21 protein-coding genes are annotated in these 19750 nt (G+C 61.7%); 16 read left to right on the forward strand and 5 right to left on the reverse strand.

The annotated features are described in order from the left end of the window. Positions 1-13: 13 nt before the first annotated feature. The 3 genes from QM596_RS02285 to QM596_RS02290 all read right to left on the reverse strand — a co-directional run bounded on the left by QM596_RS02285 (position 14) and on the right by QM596_RS02290 (position 1654). A complete protein-coding gene (locus QM596_RS02285; protein ID WP_051730415.1) occupies positions 14-715 on the reverse strand; it encodes a FadR/GntR family transcriptional regulator in 702 nt (233 codons plus the stop codon). A gap of 214 nt (positions 716-929) precedes the next feature. Next, entirely contained in the window at positions 930-1196 is a 267-nt protein-coding gene (locus QM596_RS29765; protein WP_182261963.1) for a helix-turn-helix domain-containing protein, read from the reverse strand. Beyond that, positions 1094-1654 carry a TetR/AcrR family transcriptional regulator gene (locus QM596_RS02290; RefSeq protein WP_003943195.1) on the reverse strand — a complete coding sequence of 187 codons (561 nt, stop codon included), beginning with the start codon at positions 1652-1654 and terminating at the stop codon, positions 1094-1096. The genes QM596_RS29765 and QM596_RS02290 overlap by 103 nt, the downstream gene beginning before the upstream one ends. A 158-nt stretch (positions 1655-1812) precedes the next feature. Between QM596_RS02290 and QM596_RS02295 the strand changes: the two genes are divergently transcribed. The 6 genes from QM596_RS02295 to QM596_RS02320 all read left to right on the forward strand — a co-directional run bounded on the left by QM596_RS02295 (position 1813) and on the right by QM596_RS02320 (position 7843). Continuing rightward, entirely contained in the window at positions 1813-2784 is a 972-nt protein-coding gene (locus tag QM596_RS02295) for a phosphotriesterase family protein (protein WP_020971087.1), read from the forward strand. 3 nt (positions 2785-2787) lie between these two features. Continuing rightward, positions 2788-4443, forward strand: a complete 1656-nt coding sequence (locus QM596_RS02300; protein WP_283307989.1) for an AMP-binding protein — start codon at positions 2788-2790, stop codon at positions 4441-4443. 250 nt (positions 4444-4693) lie between these two features. Beyond that, a complete protein-coding gene (locus QM596_RS02305; RefSeq protein ID WP_019745709.1) occupies positions 4694-6085 on the forward strand; it encodes an MFS transporter in 1392 nt (463 codons plus the stop codon). A 68-nt stretch (positions 6086-6153) separates the two neighbouring features. After that, the gene (locus tag QM596_RS02310; protein WP_019745708.1) at positions 6154-6828 is read left to right on the forward strand and encodes a TetR/AcrR family transcriptional regulator; all 675 of its coding nucleotides are present in this window, start codon (positions 6154-6156) and stop codon (positions 6826-6828) included. 38 nt (positions 6829-6866) lie between these two features. After that, on the forward strand, positions 6867-7499 hold the full coding sequence (locus tag QM596_RS02315) for an HAD family hydrolase (RefSeq protein WP_029537148.1): 633 nt from the start codon (positions 6867-6869) through the stop codon (positions 7497-7499). 56 nt (positions 7500-7555) lie between these two features. Continuing rightward, positions 7556-7843, forward strand: a complete 288-nt coding sequence (locus QM596_RS02320) for a putative quinol monooxygenase (RefSeq protein ID WP_019745706.1) — start codon at positions 7556-7558, stop codon at positions 7841-7843. Positions 7844-7895: 52 nt separating this feature from the next. On the opposite strand, the gene QM596_RS02325 is transcribed toward QM596_RS02320, so the two are convergent. Then, the gene (locus QM596_RS02325; RefSeq protein WP_019745705.1) at positions 7896-9416 is read right to left on the reverse strand and encodes an AMP-binding protein; all 1521 of its coding nucleotides are present in this window, start codon (positions 9414-9416) and stop codon (positions 7896-7898) included. A gap of 104 nt (positions 9417-9520) precedes the next feature. Here QM596_RS02325 and QM596_RS02330 point away from each other — a divergent pair, with 104 nt between their 5' ends. Then, entirely contained in the window at positions 9521-10234 is a 714-nt protein-coding gene (locus QM596_RS02330; RefSeq protein WP_019745704.1) for a TetR/AcrR family transcriptional regulator, read from the forward strand. A 75-nt stretch (positions 10235-10309) separates the two neighbouring features. On the opposite strand, the gene QM596_RS02335 is transcribed toward QM596_RS02330, so the two are convergent. After that, entirely contained in the window at positions 10310-10786 is a 477-nt protein-coding gene (locus tag QM596_RS02335; RefSeq protein WP_283307991.1) for a MaoC family dehydratase, read from the reverse strand. Between the two features lie 158 nt (positions 10787-10944). Here QM596_RS02335 and QM596_RS02340 point away from each other — a divergent pair, with 158 nt between their 5' ends. The 9 genes from QM596_RS02340 to QM596_RS02380 are packed head-to-tail and all read left to right on the forward strand — an operon-like array spanning position 10945 to position 19726. Then, positions 10945-11766 (forward strand): SDR family oxidoreductase, encoded by an 822-nt coding sequence (locus QM596_RS02340; RefSeq protein ID WP_019745703.1) that lies wholly within the window; start codon positions 10945-10947, stop codon positions 11764-11766. After that, positions 11763-12566, forward strand: coding sequence for an enoyl-CoA hydratase-related protein (locus QM596_RS02345; RefSeq protein ID WP_019745702.1), 804 nt, complete (start codon positions 11763-11765; stop codon positions 12564-12566). Before QM596_RS02340 ends, QM596_RS02345 begins: the two co-directional genes overlap by 4 nt. Further along, positions 12553-13773 carry an acyl-CoA dehydrogenase family protein gene (locus QM596_RS02350; protein ID WP_019745701.1) on the forward strand — a complete coding sequence of 407 codons (1221 nt, stop codon included), beginning with the start codon at positions 12553-12555 and terminating at the stop codon, positions 13771-13773. The genes QM596_RS02345 and QM596_RS02350 overlap by 14 nt, the downstream gene beginning before the upstream one ends. A gap of 1 nt (position 13774) precedes the next feature. Further along, entirely contained in the window at positions 13775-14557 is a 783-nt protein-coding gene (locus QM596_RS02355) for an SDR family oxidoreductase (protein WP_019745700.1), read from the forward strand. Next, entirely contained in the window at positions 14550-15584 is a 1035-nt protein-coding gene (locus QM596_RS02360; RefSeq protein WP_029537145.1) for a phosphotransferase family protein, read from the forward strand. The genes QM596_RS02355 and QM596_RS02360 overlap by 8 nt, the downstream gene beginning before the upstream one ends. A 46-nt stretch (positions 15585-15630) precedes the next feature. Beyond that, positions 15631-16389, forward strand: a complete 759-nt coding sequence (gene fabG / locus QM596_RS02365; RefSeq protein ID WP_019745698.1) for a 3-oxoacyl-ACP reductase FabG — start codon at positions 15631-15633, stop codon at positions 16387-16389. A gap of 34 nt (positions 16390-16423) precedes the next feature. Beyond that, positions 16424-17617, forward strand: a complete 1194-nt coding sequence (locus QM596_RS02370; protein WP_003943047.1) for an acyl-CoA dehydrogenase family protein — start codon at positions 16424-16426, stop codon at positions 17615-17617. Next, the gene (locus QM596_RS02375) at positions 17614-18711 is read left to right on the forward strand and encodes an acyl-CoA dehydrogenase family protein (RefSeq protein ID WP_021345810.1); all 1098 of its coding nucleotides are present in this window, start codon (positions 17614-17616) and stop codon (positions 18709-18711) included. Before QM596_RS02370 ends, QM596_RS02375 begins: the two co-directional genes overlap by 4 nt. 31 nt (positions 18712-18742) lie before the next feature. After that, positions 18743-19726 carry an NADPH:quinone oxidoreductase family protein gene (locus QM596_RS02380; protein ID WP_003943088.1) on the forward strand — a complete coding sequence of 328 codons (984 nt, stop codon included), beginning with the start codon at positions 18743-18745 and terminating at the stop codon, positions 19724-19726. Positions 19727-19750 lie beyond the last annotated feature (24 nt).

Below are 19750 nucleotides of genomic sequence, written 5' to 3' on the forward strand. Positions count from 1 at the left end.
TAGTGCTTCTGAACTAGATCTGATCGGTTTCGGAGGTATCTGCGGCTCGGGCGAGACGCAGGATCGAGAGAATATGGTCGGTCATCAATCGGCTGGCCTCTGTGCCGTCGCCGGATTCGATTGCTGCATAGATCCGTTCGTGGTCCAGGTGCCACCACGGATTGGTTTCGGGATCGTGTTCATTGAGCCTGGTGATCCCTCGCGGGCCCGTGGTCAGAGATCGCATGATGCCGCTGAGGACCGGGTTCTTGGTCATTCGAACCAGTTCCTCGTGAAACCCGAAGACATCTTCGGTTTCACCGTCTGCTGTGTGTGCGTGCATTGCTCGGTGCAGAGAGGCAAGGTCGCGTTCTGTGCGCCTCTCAGCTGCTGTCGAGGCGATGAAGGGTTCGATACCCAGTCTGGCTTCGACAACGTCGGTCAGCGAGCGGTTTCCTTCGAACAGCATGTCGGATACGCGAATGACTGCCGCATCCGACGGCCGTTCGGTGAGAAATACTCCTGAGCCGTGTCTTGTTTCGATCATTCCGACCGCTTCGAGTGACGAAAGAGCTTGTCGCAGTGAATGGCGTGACACGCCCAACGTGGCGGCAAGTTCTCTCTCGGGCGGCAGAGCGGTGCCTGGCGAGAAGCGTCCTCCCCGGATCATGTCCTGGAGGTGATCGCGAACCTGGTCATGTACCGGGATGCGCTTGATCTCGAACGGCTTGCTCATCTTCGTATTGTCTCCGATCGCGGTGAACCGGTGGGCGCACGGTGGACCCGAGGCGAGTGTTTGATTGGTTGAACCAATCTGAAATGAGATTAGGCTCACAGATGGACCCAGTCAAGGGTTGGCTCGAATTTCGTCCGTCAGTGGCGGTTATCGACTGGTCGGAAGGTGTAGACGACGCCGGGTATTCGCATTGTTCATCGAGTCGTGGTGCAGGCTAGGTACAGCGAGATTGCGGTGCTCGATCGTCGATGGCGCGTTCCATCTTCTGCAGTCGGTAGGTCAAAGTGTTGCGGTGGATATGAACGCGCTGTGCTGCGGAGGTGCTGTTGAACGCAGATTCTCGCCAATTCGATCGCGGCGGCGTTGACCTGGCATGGGTCAGTTGCGGGTGACGCCGAGGAGCAGTGCGATCAGGTCGAGGGCCGTCTCGATCTCCGCCTTTTCCCGCCCGAGTAGAGGGGCGTAGAGGTGTACGTCGCAGATGCGAACGAGAGCTTCGCCCAGCACTTGCGGCGAGAGCGTGATCGTCAGTTGGCCGGCGTCGACCTGGGACTGCAAGATTTCGGCGGTGATGGAGGCGGAGATCGATTCGATGGAGCCGGGCATCATCGCGAGTTTGATGAACACCATCGGTTCACGTTTGGTCAGCGCTCGCAGTTCGGTCGACGATTCCACCGATCGCATGACGCGGCCGAAGACGTCGAGGATGTACTCCGGACCTTGCCCCGACGCCTGTGACATCGCCTTCCGGTATGTCCGTTCGGTGGCCTCGGCCAGCACTGTTCCGAGCAGTTCGTCGCGATTGCCGACCCAGCGGTAGAGCGTCGCGCGGCCTACTCCGAGACGTTCGGCGAGCAGTGACATGTCGAGTGGTTCCTCCGCGAGGTACATGCTCGCGGCGGTGTCGATCGCGCGTCGGCGTTCGAGGTCGGTAGGCATCGGGACATTCTCTCCGGTTGTCCGGTACTGCACAATTTCGGCGGTCGAACAGAGGTGGGCTTCGGGTGGCTCGAGCCTATTGACGAACCAAGCGACGTGAGACACACTAGCTCATTGTCTCATGTTAGTGATGGCGATCACAGTCAGGGGTTCGATCGATGAGTTCAGTACAAACCGTTCGTGGGCCGGTGGACACAGCCGATCTGGGAAAGGTGTTGATGCACGAGCATGTCTTCGTTCTGGGGGAGGAGATGCGTCAGAACTATCCCGACTACCCGGAGCCTTGGGACGAGGAGGCTCGAGTAGCCGATGCGGTGACCAAGCTGTCCGAACTGAAGTCGCGAGGGATCAGCACGATCGTCGATCCCACGGTCATCGGACTCGGTCGCTACATCCCGCGTATTGCGCGGATCAACGAGCAGGTCGATCTCAATATCATCGTCGCCACCGGCGTCTACACGTACAACGACATTCCGTTCCAATTCCATTACACCGGTCCAGGTTTGCTGTTCGACGTGCGCGAGCCGATGGTTGATCTATTTGTGAAGGACATCAAGGACGGCATTGCCGGCACAGACATCCGCGCGTCATTCCTCAAGTGCGCCATCGAAGAACCTGGTCTGACTCCCGGTGTCGAGCGTGTGATGCGAGCGGTCGGTCAGGCGCAGGTCGAAACCGGGGTACCGATCACGGTTCACACGAACCCGCACACGGAATCGGGCCTCGTTGCGCAGAAGGTTCTGGCCGAGGAAGGTGCAGATCTGAGCAAGGTCGTCATCGGGCACTCGGGTGATTCGACCGACCTGGACTACCTGTGTGCACTTGCCGATGCGGGTTCGCTACTCGGGATGGACCGTTTCGGTCTCGATGTTCTGCTCCCGTTCGAGGAGCGGGTGAACACTGTCGTGGAACTGGCCCGCCGTGGCTATGCCGAGAAAATGGTTCTGGCACATGATGCCTCGTGCTTCATCGACTGGTTCTCGAGTGAGGCCAAGGCGGCCGCAGTACCGAACTGGAACTTCACCCACATCAGCGATCAGGTCATTCCCGCGCTGCTCGAGCGCGGCGTCACCGAGGATCAGATCAACACCATGCTGGTGGATAATCCGCGTCGGTACTTCGAGAGCTGAGTTATGACCAACGTGTACGAGAGCAAGCCATGGCTCGCCAATTACGACGCCGACACTCCGCCGAATGTGGACATCGAGCATGTCAATGCCCTCGCGATGTTCCGTGCGTCGCTGGAGCGCGATCGCACCGCCCCGATCATCAGGTACTTCGACAGGACCGTCAGCTTTGCCGAGCTCGACGAGATGTCGGACGCGCTTGGGGTGGCCCTCGCCGTGGACGGAATCGGGTTCGGCGACAGAGTTTCCTTTGTCCTGCAGAATGTTCCGCAGTTCGTCATCGCGACGGTCGCAGTCTGGAAACTCGGCGCTGTCGTCGTTCCGGTCAATCCGATGTACCGGGACCGTGAGCTGTCCACCGTACTCGCGGACAGCGGCGCGGTAGCAGTCATCTGTCTCGAGTCCTCGGCCGAGACCGTGGCGACTGCGTCCGAGGGCACCGAAGTGCGACGGGTCATCACCACGTCGGAACGGGATTTTCAGTCGCGCGACGATGAACGGATCTTTGGTTCGGCGTCCAGGATTCGTCATGATGGATTTCCGGACCTATTGGAACTGATCGAGGCTCATCGAGGACAGAAGCCCGAGAAGGTCGATCTGTCCCCGGAAGACCTTGCCTACCTTCCTTATACGTCGGGGACGACCGGCCCGCCGAAGGGGTCGATGAACACGCACGCAAATGTCGTGTTCGCAGCGCAGATCTATCGGGACTGGTTGGGGCTGCGCCCCGGCGGCGCGATGTTCGCGGTGGCGCCACTGTTCCATATCACCGGGTTGATCGGGCACGTCGCGGCTCCACTCCTGGCCGGCGCGCCCACGATTCTGACCTGCCGATTCCATCCCATCATTGCCGCGGAGTCGATTTCGGAGCATCGGGCTACCGCGATCATCGGAGCGATCACCGTATTCATCGCGTGGACGGACAGCGCCGCAGTCTCGAAGGAATCGTTGAGCTCTCTCGAGTCGGTGTATTCAGGTGGCGCGCCGATCCCGCACGCGGCGTTGGAAGCGTTCCGGGCGAAGTTCGGTCACTACATTCACAACGGCTACGGGCTGACCGAGACGAACAGCCCGGCGATCGTGGTGCCGAATTCGCGTGAAGCGCCGGTAGATCCGGCGTCGGGGGCCGTTGCTGTCGGCGTTCCGGTATCGAATACGTACGCCGAGGTGGTGGACGAGAACGACAGGCCGGTACAGATCGGGGAGTACGGCGAGATCGTGGTCTCCGGTCCCCAGGTTGCACTCGGATACTGGAACAAGCCGGACGAGACCGCACATGCGATGCCGGACGGGCGTTTTCACACCGGCGACATCGGATTCATGGACGGCGACGGTTGGTTTTACATCGTAGACCGGATGAAGGATCAGATAAATGCCTCGGGCTTCAAAGTGTGGCCACGCGAAGTGGAAGATGTTCTCTACGAACACCCTGCCGTACGAGAGGCTGCCGTCGTCGGTGTCATGGATCCGTATCGCGGCGAAACCGTGAAGGCCTTCGTGTCCTTCAAGGACGGTGCCGAGGCGACCACCGAGGATCTGGTCGAGTTCTGCAAGGAAAGGCTTGCAGCATACAAGTATCCACGCATCGTCGAGGTCATGAATGACCTGCCGAAAACAGTGAGCGGCAAGATTCTTCGTCGTGAACTGCGGGTACCGAACTAGATCTGCCTGACAAACGAATTGCCGGCCGCCGACAAGGTGAGCCGGCCATTCGTCGTGGTGATCGGCGAGCATCGATAGGGGATTTAGTCCCTTATGCGGCAATGCATTTCAGTGATTGACATCACTCTTTTTGTATCGCAGACTGATCGCAACGCCACAGAGTTGAAGTTGGTGTCAGTTTCTACTTCTGGCCCGGTTTCACTTCTCAACTCCCGGCGCGACGAGCGTCCGACCCATCGAGGAGTAACCCATGACGAGATCGGCAGTGGATTCGAACACGCAGGCAGGGGGCCTGTCCGATCAGGAACGGAAGAAGAAGAAAGCGCACCGCAAACTTCTCGGCGCGGGACTGCTCGGCAGTTCCATCGAGTGGTACGACTTCTTCTTGTACGGAACGGCTGCGGCACTGGTCTTTCCGCATGTGTTCTTCCCCGATTCATCCGCACTGATGGGCACATTGCTCTCGTTCAGTACGTTCTGGGCCGGCTTCGTTGCCCGCCCCATCGGCGGTTTGGTCGCCGGACACTTCGGCGACAAGTACGGACGCAAGCCCGCCGTCGTCACCTGCCTGTTGCTGATGGCTGTCGCGACATTCCTGATCGGCGCGATTCCGAGTGCGTCGGCAATCGGCGTCGTCGCTCCGATTCTTCTGGTGACACTGCGATTCATCCAAGGTCTCGCCTGCGGTGGCCAGTGGGGCGGAATCGTCCTTCTCCTCACCGAATCCGCGAGTCCCAAGAAGCGTGGATTCTCAGGCACTTTCGGTCAGATGGGTGTCTCGTTCGGTGTAGTGCTGGGCAACCTGGTCTTCCTCGTCGCGACCGCGACCATTTCCAACGAAGCATTCCTGAGCTGGGGTTGGCGGGTTCCGTTCTTCGCCAGCGCGCTGCTCTTCCCTGTGGTTCTGTACATCCAGACGAAGGTCGAGGACACGCCGGAATTCCTCGAGTTGCAGGAAGACGCCAAGAAGAACCAAAAGGATGTCGTCGTTCAGGCTCCACTGGCGCAGGCGCTCAAGGATCACTGGCGCAAGATTCTGCTCGGTTGCGGACTTCTGGCCGCCACCAATGCACTGTTCTACATCAGCATCGCCGGCGTGCTCAGCTACGGCACAACCGAACTGGGGTTGAAGCGGAACTCACTGCTCATCATCTCGCTCCTGAGCGCGTTGCTGACAGTCGGCGTGGTGCTGTGGTCCGGGAAGATGTCCGACAAGATCGGTCGTCGTCCGATGATCCTGATCGGCGCCGCGGCGATCGTGGTCTGGGCATTCCCGTACTTCTGGTTGATCAACACCAAGTCCCTGCCGCTGTTCTTCATCGCAGTCACGGTCGGCAGCGTGTTCCAGTCGATGACCTACGGGCCTATCGCGGCATACATGGGTGAACTGTTCGCACCCAACGTGCGCTACTCGGCAGCATCGTTGGCCTACCAGTTGGCTGCGATCACGGTCAGCGGCGGCACCCCGTTCATCATGACAGCACTTATCGCGAAGACCGGAACCACGACATGGGTTGCCGTGTTCGTAGCACTCATGGGCTTGGTGACCTTCTTCAGCGCTTGGGTGCTGAAAGAGACCAACCCGAAGGAAGTTCGGGACGATCCGAACGCAATTCCGGGCGCGCACCTCTACGCCAGGTAATACCTTCGGTCTCGAACAGACGCCCGCTATCGGTCACCGGTAGCGGGCGTCTGACGTATAACTGGAGCATGGCTGCAGCACGCACAGGCTCCGAAGATGCTTCGTCGACAGTGTCACGGGAACTCCCCTCCACTCAGCGTGGTTTGCGTACGCGTCGAGCGTTGATCGATGCGGCTCGCACCGTCTTCGAACGGACCGGTTATCTGGACTCGCGTCTGATCGACATCACGGTGGAGGCGCAGTGCTCGGCCGGTACGTTCTACACCTACTTCGCAAGCAAGGAGGAGATCTTCGCGGCTGTGATGGAGCTGGCGCGCGAAGACATGATGCATCCGGGCATGCCGCACACTCCGAAAGGCGCGGATCCCGCTGAGGTCATCGCGGCGAGCAACCGCGCGTACCTCGAGGCGTACCGACGTAACGCGAAGCTGATGGGACTGCTCGAGCAGGTCGCAAGTATCGATCCGGAGTTCCGGGTTCTCCGCCTCGAGCGTGCTGACGCGTTTGTTCGACGCAACGCGCGCAGTATCGAGAAGCTGCAGAAAGCCGGTCTGGCGGACGCGAACCTGGATCCGCTACTGACGTCTCGGGCACTCTCCGGGATGATCAGTCGACTTGCGTTCGGGTACTTCGTATCCCGTGGCGGCGAGGACGGCGCCGCCGGAGTGACCTTCGATGGTCTGCTCGATACGGTCAACCGGTTGTGGATCAACACTTTACAATTCTCGCTGCGCCAAAACTGATGTTGACGCCGGGTTCATGTTTGGTGTCTGATGGAGCAATGACACCTACGCGTACGGCAGTGCTCGTCGATTTCGGTGGAGTTCTCACCTCCAGTGTTCTTCAGGCCTTCGAAGATTTCGGGGCCTCGCTTGGGGGAGACCCACGACTTCCGTTGACCCTGCTCTCCCGCGACGACGTCTCGAAGAGGCTGCTCTCCGATCACGAATCCGGAAAGATCGACCAGGAGGCCTTCGAGGCCGGATTCGGAGAACGTCTACGAGCGCACGGCGCAGTCGTCGACAGTGCTGGATTGGTCGACCGTATGCAAGCCGGGCTGATTCGAGACGAGGAGATGGTGCGTCTGCTCGCAGACGTGCGGGCGGCGGGACACCCTGTTGCGCTCGTGTCCAATGCTTTCGGGCGTGATTGTTATGCGGGTTTTGTTCTCGAGGACCTGGCCGACGAAGTGGTGATCTCCTCGGAAGTCGGGATTCGTAAGCCCTCCCGTCAGATCTACACCATCGCGTGTGAGCGCCTGGGCGTCGCGCCCGAAGATGCCGTGATGATCGACGATCTGCAACAGAATCTCGACGGTGCGGCACGATTGGGGATCGCCGGCATTCTCCACACCGACGCGGAAAGCACTCGCAGGCAATTGGCATCGACGTTCGGACTACTGCCCACGCGGTGAAACTGTAGGTTTCTCGGTAACACTCGAATACTGCTGGAACACTTTTGGAGGAACGAATGATTGCTGTCATCGCGGATATCACCGTCAAGGACGGAAGCGGCGAGCAGTTCGAAGCCGTAATCGCCGAACTTGCGGAGAAGGTGCGCACGGAGGAGCCCGGAACGGTTCTGTATCAACTGATCCGCTCGAAAACGGATGCCAATTCCTACAAGTTCATGGAGCTGTATCAGGACGGTGCTGCCATCAAGGCTCACGGAACGTCCGAGCATTTCCAGGCTGCAGGAAAGGCGATGGCACCCTTCCTCGCCGGCGCCCCGCAGATCGAGTACTTCGACGCTCTCTGAGCGAGTGAACAGGTGAGCCCCGGCGAAATCTGGCCGGGGCTCACCTGTGTTTTCAGTTCTGCTTCTGGGCGAGGAGTTCGGTTCGGTCGATCGATCGCTTGAGGATCTTTCCCGTCGAACCCTTCGGGAGTGCGTCGATGAACTGGACGACTCGGGGAATCTTGTAGGCGGAGAGACGTTCCCGAGCCCACGAAGTGACGGCGTCTGCTTCGAGGTCGGAGCCTGGACGCACGGCCACCACTGCGGCAACTTCCTCCCCGTAGTAGTCGTCGGGTATGCCGATCACTGCGGCTTCGATGATGTCGGGGTGCTGGTAGAGCACCTCTTCGACCTCGCCCGGATAGACGTTGTATCCACCACGGATGATGAGGTCCTTCACTCGGTCGACGATGCGAAGGTCCCCGTCGGGATCGGTCTCACCGAGGTCTCCGGTGCGGAACCATCCGTCGTCGGAAAGAACGGCGGCGGTGTCTTCAGGGCGCTTCCAGTAACCCTTCATGACCGTCGGTCCTTTGATGAACACCTCGCCCACTGTGCCTGCCTCGCAGACATTTCCGTCGTGATCACGCACCTCGACCTCGGTGCGCGGTACGGCGCGGCCGGTGTATCCGATCTTTGCGACGCGGTCGATGCTGTTGAAAGTCCCGAACGCGCTCGTCTCGGTCAGGCCGTAGCCCTCGAGGATCGTGCAGTTGAACCGTGCTTCGAAGGCGCGAGCGACTTCACCGGGAAGTGATGCGCCACCGGAGATTGCGATCCTGAGTTGTTCGAAGTCGGAGCTGTCCACGTCGGCGGCGGCGTGCAGCATGGCATTCCACATGGTGGGGACACCGGCCATGATGGTGAGCTTGTCCCGGCGGACCAGGTCGAGCATGGCAGCGGGGTCGAACCGGGCGAGCAGGGACAGTGATCCGCCGCCGGTGAAGGTTGCCATCATGACCGAACCCTGGCCGAAGATATGGAAGAGCGGCAGTCCGGTTCCGGTGCGGTCCGAAGGGTTTCCGCGGCTGCTCTCGGCGCCGATCTCACCGGCGGACAACAAATTCCCGACGGTCAGCTGAGCGCCCTTCGGGCGTCCGGTGGTGCCGGAGGTATAGAGAATCGCCGTGGTGTCTGTTGCTTCACGGTCGACCACAGTTGCGGGTGCATGATCGGCCTTCGCCGACTCTTCGGTGAGTGTCCACACCGGGACGCCGCGCGCGCTCCCTGCATCCTGGACTGCGGGACCGAGCTGATGCCACGCGATGGCCAGGGAAATCTCCGCGTCGTCCAGAACGTACTCGACTTCGGGTTGCGCCGACATCGTGTTGATCGGTACCACGACACAACCTGCGGCCTGAATTCCCATGTACGCCACGACGAATTCCGCTACCGACGGTGCCGCTAGGAGAACCCGATCGCCTACGCTCAACCCGGCGTCGCGAATGCGGCCGGCGAACGCCAGGGATGCGTCGTGGAGCTGCCGGTAAGTCCAGTGTTCATCCGTGCCGCGGATCGCAATGCTGTTTCGAATTGCGATGTTGTCCGGTGTGACTTCCGCGTGACGGGTCACCGGGTCGAGAACGCTAACCATGGTTCTGCCTTTCGGGAGGAATCGACCGATTGTGTGTCCTGGGTCTCACCAGAGCGTACACTTGAATCCGGCGTCAACATCGAGTCTGCTGGGATTGTCCCGAAATGATGTTGGCTCGGAAGGATGGGGAGCGCACCGTGCTCGATGACGAATCGCGAATTGCCGCCCTGCCAGTGGCTCCGCCTGCGCTGCTCCGAGATCGGCCCACCACCGAGCGGGGAACCCGCACGCGCGCAGCGCTGATTGCCGCTGCCCGCACGGTATTCGAGCGTAGTGGCTATCTCGATGCCCGTCTGATCGACATCGCCAAAGAAGCCGGCTGCGCGACGGGATCGTTCTACACCTACTTCGCGAACAAGGAAGAGGTCTTCGCCGCCGTCCTCGAGGTCGCGCGAGACGACATGATGCACCCGGGCATGGGACGCGTGGCGGGCGCAGACGATCCGTACGCCGTGCTCGAGGCAAGTAATCGAGCGTATCTGGCGGCGTATCAACGCAATGCGAAATTGATGGGGCTCATGGAGCAGGTTGCTCACATCGACCCGGAGTTCCGAAAGTTCCGCAGCGAGCGTGCCAATGCGTTCATACGCCGTAATGCCCGCGGGATTGCAGATCTGCAGAGTCGTGGTATCGCGGACACGACGCTGGATCCAATGACAGCGTCAATTGCTCTGTCCGGCATGGTGAGTCGGCTCGCCTACAGTCTGTTCACCCTCCATGAGGGTGAGGTGGACGGGCGTTCGCCGGAGTTCGATCAGATTGTCGCCACGGTGACAGACCTGTGGGCTAACGCGCTGAAGTTCCCTGACCGATCCTGAAGCGGCAGGTCGCCCCGGCCGTATCGACGTTCGAGCGGCCGGGACGTGCCGGGTCTTGTTTCAGCTTTTCTCTGTTCAGCTTTTCTCGACGACGCGAGCGACGGATTCGGCCACGACGACTGGCTTGTCGGAACCTTCGCGCTCAACCACCTGGCTCATCTTCACCTGGATTCCGCCGGGCAACTGCTCCGCGGACACGACGGTTGCACGCATGCGGACCCGGGATCCCACGGGAACGGGAGCGGGGAAGCGAACCTTGTCGTAGCCGTAATTGAGGCTGTGGGCGAAGCCGTCGAAGTGGATGAGTTGGTAGGAGAACTGTGGGCCCAGCGAGAGGCTGAAGAGTCCGTGCGCGATCGTGCTGCCGAGCGGGCTCGATGCGGCTCGTTCCGGGTCGACGTGAATCCACTGATGATCGTTTGTGGCTTCGGCGAACGCGTTGATGCGCTCCTGGGTGATGTCGTACCACTCCGTCGGGCCAAGTTCCTGGCCGATGAGCTTCTCGAGCTCGGCGAAGGTGGACGGGCGGATGGGCAATTGGTTTTCAGTCATCGTTGATCCCTTTACTCGCAGTTCAGGAGGACGGAACGGGCCGTTCGGGTGACCGTCGCGATTCGACGGTTGAAACTGACGCCGGATTCAACTATACATGAGGGGAGACGTGGATCACTGTCAGCGCGTAGGTATGACGCAAGCGAGAGGAATCGCTCATGAAGGTTGCCCAGAAGGTAGCAATTGTCACCGGTGGCGGCGGGGGGATCGGCGGTGCGTTGGCGCAGCGACTGGCCGCAGAGGGCGCTCGCGTCGTAGTAGCCGACCTCGACGGGGCGGCAGCTTCGGCAGTGGCAGAGGCGATCAACATGGAGCATCCCGGCGCAGCAGTGTCTGCGGGTGGCGACGTCTCCGACGATACGGTCATTGCGGGCCTCATCGCGCAGGCGGAAAAGGAATTCGGCCCGGTCGACCTCTACTTCGCCAATGCCGGCGTCACCGGAGGCATGGGCCTCGACATCAGTGAGGACGTCTGGGACACGACGATCGACGTCAACGTTCGCGCCCACATTCGTGCCGCCAGGCTCCTCGTCCCTGGTTGGACCGAGCGCGGGGAAGGCTACTTCATCAGCACTGCCTCTGCTGCCGGCTTGCTCAGTCAGGTCGGGTCCGCCGCGTACTCGGTGACCAAACATGCCGCGGTCGCGTTTGCCGAGTGGCTCTCGATCACCTACGGAGATCAGGGCGTTCGCGTCAGTTGCCTGTGTCCGATGGGTGTCAACACCAAGCTTCTCTACGAAGGCGAGAACTCCGGCGATCCGGTCGGCAAGGCCGCAACCGGGGCCGTGCTTGCGGCAGGCAATGTTCTCGAGCCTGCTGAATGCGCCGAAATCGTTCTTGCCGCAGTAGATGCCGAGGAATTCCTCATCCTTCCGCACAAGAACGTTCTGGACATGTACCGGCAGAAGGGCGCCGACTACGACCGTTGGCTGCGCGGGATGCGCCGGTACCAGGCGTCGCTGCTCGCGGGAACGCGATGACCGAGGAACTCGTCCTCTCCGAGCAGAGAGGAGCGGTGCTGGTCCTGACATTCAATCGGCCCCGCGTTCTCAACGCGTGGACCAACGAGCTCGAAGATCAGTACTACGACCTTTTGGCCGCAGCAGACGAAGATCCCAGTGTCCGAGCAATTGTTGTCACCGGCTCCGGTCGAGGATTCTGCTCGGGGGCTGACCTCGGCAATTTGAAGAACGTCGGCGACGTCTCCGAAAGTGATCTTGTCCGACCACGGGACCGTGATTTCCCGACCACCGTTCGCAAGCCGCTGATCGCTGCCGTCAACGGCGTCGCCGCAGGGCTCGGAATGGTCGAGGCTCTGTACTGTGACGTTCGTTTCGGCTCGAGCGCAACGCGATTCACTACCGCGTTCGCGCGTCGAGGCCTGATTGCGGAGTACGGCATCTCCTGGATGTTGCCCCGCTTGGTCGGTCACAGTCGAGCAGTCGATCTTCTGCTTTCCAGCCGGATGGTGGATGCCGACGAGGCGTACCGTATCGGTTTGATCGACCACCTGGTCAGCGGCGGTGACGTTCTGGATGCGGCGATTGCTTACGCCGAGGACATCGCGGCCAACTGCTCGCCGACGTCCCTCTCCGTCATCAAGTCTCAGATGAGTGCCGACGCGCACTCGACCTTCACCGATTCCGCCAGGCGTGCGGAATCACTGATGCTGAATGCATTTCACGGCCCGGATGTCGTCGAGGGCGTCAACAGCCATCTCGAACATCGAGCCCCCAATTTTCCTTCCCTCTCTGTCAGGAGTTCACATGTCAGTGTTTGAGTTCTCGGATCGCACCAAGAAGTACCAGGCCGAACTGCTCGATTTCATGGACAAGCACGTTTACCCGGCCGAAGCGGTCTACGAAGAGCAGATGCGTGAGTCCGGTAACCCGCACTTCCAGCCGCCGATCATCGACGACTTGAAGAAGGAAGCCAAGGCGCGCGGGCTGTGGAACCTCTTTCACCCGCATCCCGAATGGGGCCCCGGCCTGACCAACCTGGAATACGCACCGCTCGCGGAGATCATGGGCCGCAGCCACCTGGCTTCCGAAGCCACCAACTGCGCCGCTCCGGACACGGGAAACATGGAGGTGCTCACGCTCTTCGGCACCGACGAGCACAAGGAGAAGTACCTCAAGCCGCTTCTCGAAGGCGAAATCCGTTCTGCTTTCGCGATGACCGAGCCCGAGGTTGCCAGTTCCGACGCCACCAACATCCAGCTTCGTATGGACCGTGACGGCGACGAGTACGTACTGAACGGCCGTAAGTGGTTCGCTTCCAACGCTTTGCACCAGAACTGCAAGGTTCTGATCGTCATGGGCAAGACCGACTTCAATGCCGCCACCCACCGTCAGCAGTCGATGATGGTCGTTCCGATCGATGCTCCCGGCGTCACGATCCTGCGCAACCTGCCGGTCTTCGGCTACCAGGACCGCGAAGGACACGGCGAGATCACTTTCGAGGACGTGCGCGTCCCGGCCAAGGACATTCTCGCCGGCGAGGGCGAAGGATTCGCGATCAGCCAGGCCCGCCTCGGCCCCGGCCGCATCCACCACTGCATGCGTGCAATCGGAATGGCCGAGCGCGCACTGGAACTGATGTGCAAGCGCGCATCCACCCGCATCACCTTCGGAAAGCCCGTCAGCGACAACGCGAATATCCAGGACTGGATCGCCGAGGCTCGTATCGACATCGAGATGGTTCGACTCCTCACGCTCAAGGCCGCTCACATGATGGACACGGTGGGCAACAAGGAAGCGCGCACCGAGATCGCAGCCATCAAGGTTGCGGCGCCGAACATCGCGCTCAAGATCATCGACCGCGCCATCCAGGTTCACGGCGGCGGCGGCGTCACGGACGACTTCCCGCTCGCGATGGCTTACGCCCACATGCGCACCCTTCGCCTGGCTGACGGCCCGGACGAGGTGCACAAGCGCGCCATCGCCAAGCAGGAACTGCGCAAGTACCGCGAAGTCAAGGCGAACTGACATGGCAGGACTGGATCTCACCGGTAAGACGGCAATCGTCACAGGCGCATCGCGGGGCATCGGCCTCGCGACCGCGCAGGCGATTGCGGCGGCGGGCGGAAACGTCGTACTGACCTCGCGCTCACAGGAATCCGCAGATGCGGCTGCCGCGCAGGTGAACGGCAACGCGATCGGCGTCGGCGCTCACGCGACGGACGAGGATGCTGCCAGCAAGTGCGTCGAGCAGACGATCGAGCGTTTCGGCAGTCTCGACATCTTGGTGAACAACGCGGGCACCAACCCGTCGTTCGGGCCGATCATCAACCAGGATCACTCGCGCTTCGCCAAGACCTTCGACGTCAACGTGTGGGCTCCAGTCCTGTGGACCGGCCTGGCAGCGCGGGCCTGGATGGGCGAGCACGGTGGTTCCGTGGTCAACACCGCCTCGATCGGCGGCATGGCGTTCGAGGCCGGGATCGGTACGTACAACGCGTCGAAGGCTGCTCTGATCCACATCACCAAGCAGTTGGCGCTCGAGTTGTCACCGAAGATTCGTGTCAACGCCGTTGCTCCGGGAGTGGTGAGAACCAAACTCGCCGAAGCTCTGTGGAAAGAACATGAAGAAGCGGTGTCCGCGTCGACCGCTCTCGGACGCATCGGTGAACCCGAGGACGTGGCCGCTGCCATCGCCTTCCTGGTTTCGGATGCAGCCCAGTGGATCACCGGCGAGATCATGACCATCGACGGTGGCCAGTTGTTGGGTGACGCACTCCCGTTCCGGCAGGGAGCGTCCGTCGGTGGCTAGCGTCGGAGTAGTGGGACTCGATACCGAAGCGGTCACCGGGTGGATAGCAGGCCTGGGGATCGACTTCACCGGGCCGTTGTCCTTCGATCGAATCGGCCTGGGGCAGTCGAATCTCACGTACCTGGTTCGCGATCAAGACGGCAATCGCTGGGTGCTACGACGCCCACCTCTGGGGCACCTGCTGGCCTCGGCTCACGACGTGGCGCGCGAAGCTCGAATCCTGAGCGCTCTCGAATCCACCGACGTGCCTTCGCCGCGAGTATTCGGGTTGACCGAGGATCCAGCCGTCACCGAAGTTCCGCTGCTCCTCATGGAATTCGTGGACGGCGAAGTGGTGGACCGAATGCCTCTTGCGGAGGCGTTGTCGGAAGATCGTCGCCGGGCAATCGGAATCTCGCTCGCTCAGACGCTGGCGAAGATACACGCCGTCGACCTCGGGAAGGCCGGTCTCGACGACCTGGCCAGCCACAAGCCTTACGCTGCGCGGCAGCTGAAGCGCTGGGGCGGACAGTGGGAACAGTCGAAGACGCGGGAATGTCCTGACCTGGACGATCTCACCCGACGTCTCATTGCAGCTCAGCCAGCTCACACCGAAACCACGTTGGTGCACGGCGACTTTCACCTACGCAACGTGATCACCTCCGCTGAGAACGGCGAAGTTGTCGCGGCCCTCGACTGGGAACTCTGCACACTCGGTGATCCGTTGGCCGATGTCGGAAGCTTGTTGGCGTACTGGCCGGCGGCTGGGGAGGACACTGGTGGCGATTTCCCGGCGTCAGCGCTCCCGGGATTCCCTTCGCGAGAGGAGATCTCCCGGATCTATCTCGAGGCCACCGGACGGGATCCGGCTGCGCTGAAGTTCTGGCACACCTTGGGGCTGTGGAAGATCGCCGTGATCGCCGAGGGCGTGATGCGTCGCGCCCGCGACGAACCGCAGAATGCCGCGGAGAGCGGAACTCCCACTGTGGAACGTATTGACGCCTTGGTAGCCAAAGCCAGGGAAATTGCAGATCAGGCCGGGATCTGACGAGATCGTCCGGTGTCCGTCGAATCACGAAAATTATGGAGGGCCAGTGAGCCAGGAACGTAGAACCGCAATTGTCACGGGTGCAGCACGCGGAATCGGTGCGGCAGTGGCCAAGCGACTGTCGGAAGACGGCTTTGCCGTTGCCGTGCTGGATCTCGACGAAGCAGCGTGTGCCGGAACCGTCGACGCGATCAAGGCCGCCGGCGGTCAGGGCTTGGCCGTCGGCGCTGACGTCTCCGACGAGGCTTCGGTTGCGGCAGCGGTGGATCGTGTGGCCGCAGAACTCGGTGCGCCTACCGTGCTGATCAACAATGCCGGCATCACTCGCGACAACCTTCTGTTCAAGATGAGCGTCGCCGAGTGGGATTCGGTGATGAACGTCCACCTGCGCGGAGCGTTCCTCATGTCGCGCGCGGTGCAGAAGTACATGGTGGAAGCGAAGTTCGGCCGCATCGTGAACCTCTCGAGCACGTCGGCTCTCGGCAACCGCGGACAGGTCAACTACTCCGCAGCCAAGGCCGGCATGCAGGGATTCACCAAGACATTGGCCTTCGAATTGGGCAAGTTCGGCGTCACCGCCAACGCCATTGCCCCCGGATTCATCGAAACCGAGATGACCGCCGCAACGGCAGAGCGCATGGGAGTCGGCTTCGAGGACTTCAAGACCGCTGCCGCTTCGCAGATTCCGGTCAACCGCGTCGGTCAGCCCGAGGACATCGCGCACACCGCGTCGTTCTTCGTCAGTGAAGGCGCGGGCTTCGTTTCCGGTCAGGTCGTCTACGTCGCCGGTGGACCCAAGGACTGACCGTCCGCTCACCGCTCGAACCGAAGGAATGGGCATGGCTTTCGACGAAGAGGCAGTATCGCGTGATCTCACCGAAAAGGTGAACACGCTTCTCGCGGAGAACGATCCGAACAGCGTGTCGGTGTCGGATTTCCTCGGCGCACGATTCGACGCCGGACTGGCGTGGGTTCATTTCCCCGAAGGTCATGGGGGACTCGGTGTACCGCAGAGCTTTCAGCGTCAGGTGAACGCTCAGCTGGAGGCCGCCGGCGCACCCGGCCCGGCCACCGGCAAGAACGGGATCGGACTCGGCATGGCGGCACCGACCATCGCCGCCTTCGGTACCGAGGAGCAGAAGCAGAAGTTCCTGCGCCCGTTGTGGACTGCGGAGACGGTCTACTGCCAGCTGTTCAGTGAACCGGGCGCAGGGTCGGACCTCGCGGCCGTCGCTACCCGCGCCGTCCGCGACGGCGACGACTGGATAGTCAACGGGCAGAAGGTATGGACGTCGGGCGCGCAGAATGCGCAGCTGGCGATTCTCGTGGCCAGGACCGATCCGTCACGTTCCAAGCATGCGGGTCTGAGCTACTTCATCTGCGACATGACCGACCCGGGCGTCGATGTCCGGCCGCTGCGTCAGATCACCGGCGAGGCCGAATTCAACGAGGTATTCCTCACGGACGTCAGGATTCCGGACGCCAATCGCCTCGGAGCCGAAGGCCAGGGGTGGAAGGTTGCGACCACCACCCTGAACAACGAGCGTGTTGCCATCGGTTCGGGCGCACCGCGTGAGGGAGGCATGATCGGAAAGGTCGCTCAGGCCTGGCGTGACGAGCCCGAGCTGCGTAATCCGGCGATGCACGACGAGTTGATGCGGCTCTGGACCGAATCCGAAGTTGCGCGTCTGACCGGTGAGCGACTGCGCCAGCAGCTCGCCGCCGGCCAGCCTGGCCCCGAGGGCTCGGGAATGAAGCTCGCGTTTGCCGGTTTGGCTCAGCAGATTTCGGGTTTCGACCTCGAGCTGCACGGCGAAGCCGGTCTGCGCTACGACGACTGGACGCTGCGTCGACCGGATTCCGTCGACTTCACCGGGCGTGAACCCGGATACCGGTACCTGCGAGCCAAGGGCAATTCGATCGAGGGCGGAACGTCGGAGATCCTGCGCAACGTCATCGCAGAACGTGTACTCGGGTTGCCGCCCGAGCATCGCGTCGACAAGGACATCGCCTGGAAGGACCTACCCCGATGAGCGCCGATCTGCTGTACTCCGAGACCGAACAAGATCTGCGAGCCAGCGTCAGACGACTGCTGAGCGAGCGGGCCGGCGCCGACACCGTGGTCACGGCGTACGACGACGTGTCCGCCGACTTCACCGGGCTGTGGAAGTCGCTGGCGTCGGAACTCGGTTTGGCGGGACTGCTGGTACCCGAGGAACTGGGCGGGGCAGGTGCGTCGACGCGTGAGGCGGCGGTCGTGATGGAGGAGATCGGACGTGCGGTCGCTCCCGTTCCGTTCTTCACCAGCGCGGTGCTGGCGACGACGGCGTTGCTGAAGGCCGGCGAGACCGAGGTGCTCGGTCAATTGGCAGCGGGGGATTCGACGGCTGCTCTGGTCGTCCCGTTGTCTACTGCACCAGGAACTTTCACACCTACTGTCAAGGTAACGGCGAGTGGACTCGTCGGCAGCGTCACGACGGTTGCCGGCGTCGCCGAGTCCGATGTTCTTGTTGTTCCGGTTGCCGGTGAGAGCGGCCTGGAGCTGCACACCGTTCGGATCGCCGACGCTACCGTCACGCCGGTTCTGTCCCTGGACATGACGCGCCGATTGGCGGACGTCGAGTTCTCGGGTTCGTCGTCGGTCCGTGTCGACAGCGGCAATGCGGCGCAAGCGGTCGAGGAAGCGTTGCTCTGCGGAAGCGCACTTCTGGCGTCCGAACAGTTCGCTGTAGCTCAGTGGTGCCTCGAAACGACTCTCGCGTATGTGAAGGAGCGCAAGCAGTTCGGCCGGGCGATCGGTTCGTACCAGGCGATCAAGCACCGCCTCGCCGATCTCTGGCTCGAAGTCAGCTCCTCGGGAGCGGCAGCACGATATGCGGCGGACACCTATGCGCGCGGCGACGCCGATGCGGCGATCGCAGCGACGGTGGCCCAGGCATTCTGCAGCGGCGTCGCGGTTCATGCTGCGGAGGAATGCGTCCAACTTCATGGTGGTATCGGAATGACGTGGGAGTATCCGGCGCACCTGTACCTCAAACGGGCGAAGAGCGATCAGCTGTCGCTGGGAACCGCGTATCAGCATCGGGCACGCCTCGCCGAGTTGGTCGACCTCCCGATCTCGTCCTGAAACTCACTCACTATCTGTCTGGAGAATTGCTGTGAAGGCTTGGCGCGTCAACGAACTCGGTCAACCCCGCGATGTGCTCGCGTTGGAGGAGACCGCGGATCCCACCCCGAATGCGACGGAGATGTTGGTCAAGGTGCTGGCGGCTCCGGCCAACTTCCCCGACGTCCTCATGTGCCGGGGTGAGTACCAGATCAAGCCGCCACTGCCCTTCACACCCGGTGTCGAACTGTGTGGTGAAGTGGTCTCGGTCGGTGAATCGGTGACCAAGTTCGCAGTGGGGGACCGGGTGATCGGTAATCCGAGTCTGCCGTCCGGCGGATTCGCCGAGTACTCGGTACTGGATCAGAACAACACGTTCCCGGCGCCGTCGGCTCTCGACGACGCGGAAGCATCCGCTCTGAGCATCGGCTATCAGACAGCGTGGTTCGCTCTGCATCGCCGCACCCAACTGCTCGAGGGTGAGACGTTGTTGGTCCACGCTGCTGCGGGTGGTGTCGGTAGTGCGGCAGTGCAACTCGGCAAGGCGGCAGGCGCCAAGGTCATCGGTGTCGTCGGCGGCCCGGACAAGGCCGAGTACGCGCGCAAGCTCGGCGCCGACCTCGTCGTAGACCGTCACAGTGAGGACTTCGTGGCAGCGGTCAAGGAGTTCACCGGCGGCAAGGGCGCCGACGTGGTCTTCGATCCTGTCGGCGGCGACGCCTACGCGAAGTCCACCAAGTGCATCGCCTTCGAGGGACGGATCGTCATCATCGGCTTCGCCGGTGGCACGATCCCGCAGCCGGCCCTCAATCACGCTCTCATCAAGAACTATTCGATCATCGGACTGCACTGGGGGCTGTACAAGGCCTACAACCAGCAGGCCATCGACGACTGCCACGTCGAGCTCACCAGGCTCGCAGATGCCGGCTTGGTCAAACCACTGATCAGTGAGCGGTTGTCGTTGACGGACGTTGCCGACGGTATCGGTCGCCTCGGCGACGGCACCACTGTCGGTCGCGTCGTGTTCCAGCCCTGATTCTTTGCTGTGCGCCTTTATTAA

The organism is Rhodococcus sp. IEGM 1406 (genome assembly GCF_030056745.1).
In the GTDB taxonomy this organism is placed as follows: domain Bacteria; phylum Actinomycetota; class Actinomycetes; order Mycobacteriales; family Mycobacteriaceae; genus Rhodococcus_F; species Rhodococcus_F erythropolis.

Coding starts and splice junctions, on each gene's coding strand:
- QM596_RS02285 (WP_051730415.1), bottom strand. CDS start 715: ATGAGCAAGCCGTTCGAGATCAAGCGCATCCCGGTACATGACCAGGTT.
- QM596_RS02290 (WP_003943195.1), bottom strand. CDS start 1,654: ATGCCTACCGACCTCGAACGCCGACGCGCGATCGACACCGCCGCGAGC.
- QM596_RS02295 (WP_020971087.1), top strand. CDS start 1,813: ATGAGTTCAGTACAAACCGTTCGTGGGCCGGTGGACACAGCCGATCTG.
- QM596_RS02300 (WP_283307989.1), top strand. CDS start 2,788: ATGACCAACGTGTACGAGAGCAAGCCATGGCTCGCCAATTACGACGCC.
- QM596_RS02305 (WP_019745709.1), top strand. CDS start 4,694: ATGACGAGATCGGCAGTGGATTCGAACACGCAGGCAGGGGGCCTGTCC.
- QM596_RS02310 (WP_019745708.1), top strand. CDS start 6,154: ATGGCTGCAGCACGCACAGGCTCCGAAGATGCTTCGTCGACAGTGTCA.
- QM596_RS02315 (WP_029537148.1), top strand. CDS start 6,867: ATGACACCTACGCGTACGGCAGTGCTCGTCGATTTCGGTGGAGTTCTC.
- QM596_RS02320 (WP_019745706.1), top strand. CDS start 7,556: ATGATTGCTGTCATCGCGGATATCACCGTCAAGGACGGAAGCGGCGAG.
- QM596_RS02325 (WP_019745705.1), bottom strand. CDS start 9,416: ATGGTTAGCGTTCTCGACCCGGTGACCCGTCACGCGGAAGTCACACCG.
- QM596_RS02330 (WP_019745704.1), top strand. CDS start 9,521: ATGATGTTGGCTCGGAAGGATGGGGAGCGCACCGTGCTCGATGACGAA.
- QM596_RS02335 (WP_283307991.1), bottom strand. CDS start 10,786: ATGACTGAAAACCAATTGCCCATCCGCCCGTCCACCTTCGCCGAGCTC.
- QM596_RS02340 (WP_019745703.1), top strand. CDS start 10,945: ATGAAGGTTGCCCAGAAGGTAGCAATTGTCACCGGTGGCGGCGGGGGG.
- QM596_RS02345 (WP_019745702.1), top strand. CDS start 11,763: ATGACCGAGGAACTCGTCCTCTCCGAGCAGAGAGGAGCGGTGCTGGTC.
- QM596_RS02350 (WP_019745701.1), top strand. CDS start 12,553: ATGTCAGTGTTTGAGTTCTCGGATCGCACCAAGAAGTACCAGGCCGAA.
- QM596_RS02355 (WP_019745700.1), top strand. CDS start 13,775: ATGGCAGGACTGGATCTCACCGGTAAGACGGCAATCGTCACAGGCGCA.
- QM596_RS02370 (WP_003943047.1), top strand. CDS start 16,424: ATGGCTTTCGACGAAGAGGCAGTATCGCGTGATCTCACCGAAAAGGTG.
- QM596_RS02375 (WP_021345810.1), top strand. CDS start 17,614: ATGAGCGCCGATCTGCTGTACTCCGAGACCGAACAAGATCTGCGAGCC.